Source organism: Mesotoga sp. B105.6.4, from assembly GCF_002896535.1.
GTDB lineage: Bacteria > Thermotogota > Thermotogae > Petrotogales > Kosmotogaceae > Mesotoga.
The window spans coordinates 1-1,590 of sequence record NZ_JWIM01000109.1; the positions used below are offsets into that span (position 1 = coordinate 1).

Genomic DNA, 1,590 nt, shown 5'->3' on the forward strand with positions numbered 1-1,590 from the left:
GAATATCGAACTCTCCCGAAGCGAATGCCGATGATGCCATTATCAATAACACGACTTTCAGTGCTCTGGAAATCAATCTCATAATCTCACTCCATTCGGCGTTTTTTAGCCGCAAGTTGTATAATCTCCACAGTTGCGTCAAGGGGAGTATCGTGAGTCCAAAAATCTTGTTTTTCGAAGCTCTTATCTATTCTAGTCTGGCCACAAAAAACCTGCTTAGTCAGTACTTCGACATCTCGGGTTATTCATCGACTGAGATAGGAGTTTTGATGGCGGTGCTGCCGATCGTTTCTTTGGTCTCAAGTCCTCTGTGGTTCAAGCTCGGTTCAAGGCTTGGACAGAACAAGATATATTATATCGTATCTTTATCTTCGGCTGCTCTGATATGGCCTATCTTCATTGTCAATGATTTTCTGACAACGCTATTGTTCATGATAATTCTCTCGCTTTTCTTTTCTGCGGTGGTCCCGCTCGGTGACTCGATAATAATGTCCATTCTCAAGAACACAGGCGGCCATTTTGATAGAGTCAGGCTCTTTGGTACACTCGGTTTTGCCGCAACCTCTTTGGTCTTGAGCTCTCTGGTCGGAGAGAGCTTCTTCTGGTTGTTTGCGGCTTCTGCTCTTGCCCTGGTGGTTTCACCGTTGATGATAAAGAGAAGAGTTAAGCTGGTAGACCCGGCTCCGTATAGAAGCGCTGTTGGCAAGGGTTCTCTTCTTCAGTTCTCAATTATGACAGTTGGCATGTTTTTCGGGATTACTCTTAATTCTTTTCACAATTCATTTATCGCCGTCTTCACAAGGCAAAACGGAATGGCCCCGTCCGTTGTTGGAATTGTCTTTGCGATAACCGCACTTTCGGAAATCCCCTTCTTGTTGTTTGCTGACAGAATCATAATGAAGATAGGAGCTATGAAGATTCTTCTTCTGGGAATGGCGGTAATTGGAGTGAGAATGATACTTGTATCCTTTGTGAGAAGCGCAATGACACTCTACATAGTTGAGCTCATGCATGGATTGACGTACATTCTCATGTACTACTCGCTCTTCCACTTCATACACTACCAGCTATCGGGAAAACACCTTGTTAGGGCAGAGAGTATCTTCTGGGTTGTGCGGTCAGGCCTAACATTCATTGTGGGATCGATTGGTGGTGGTGTCATAATCGACATCTGGTCCGTTTCGTTTGCATTCAGGCTCTTTGGAGCTGTTGGAGTAATTGCTGCACTCGTTATGACAGCAGTTCATCTCCTGCTTAGAAAGTTCTCAACCTCCTACGTCGGGTGAGAGTATCTGAGAAGTGATTTCTTGCATGTGAGACATGACTCAACGCTAAAGCTAATGATAGTGACAAAGAGATTAGTCATAGGAAATTCGGAGCAATACAGAGATCGATTGTTCATCTTCTCTTAGCAACAGTGAGGAAAAGAAATTACGTGACAGCTACGCAGCAAAATCTGTCTCTCTTGACTTCTCAGGAGACTTCGTATAAGTTTTTGGCGATGATATACTGTTTATGGATATTCTGCCGTTTTCAATTTTCGAAAAGGGAGGGATCTTATGAAAAAGCTTCTTGTACTGGTTCTTCTGT

The 1,590-nt window shown here is 43.7% G+C and carries 1 protein-coding gene; it reads left to right on the forward strand.

All coding sequences use genetic code 11. The features are described from left to right. Positions 1–152 precede the first annotated feature (152 nt). Positions 153–1,286 (forward strand): MFS transporter, encoded by a 1,134-nt coding sequence (locus tag RJ60_RS14865; protein WP_103135269.1) that lies wholly within the window; start codon positions 153–155, stop codon positions 1,284–1,286. Positions 1,287–1,590: the final 304 nt, after the last annotated feature.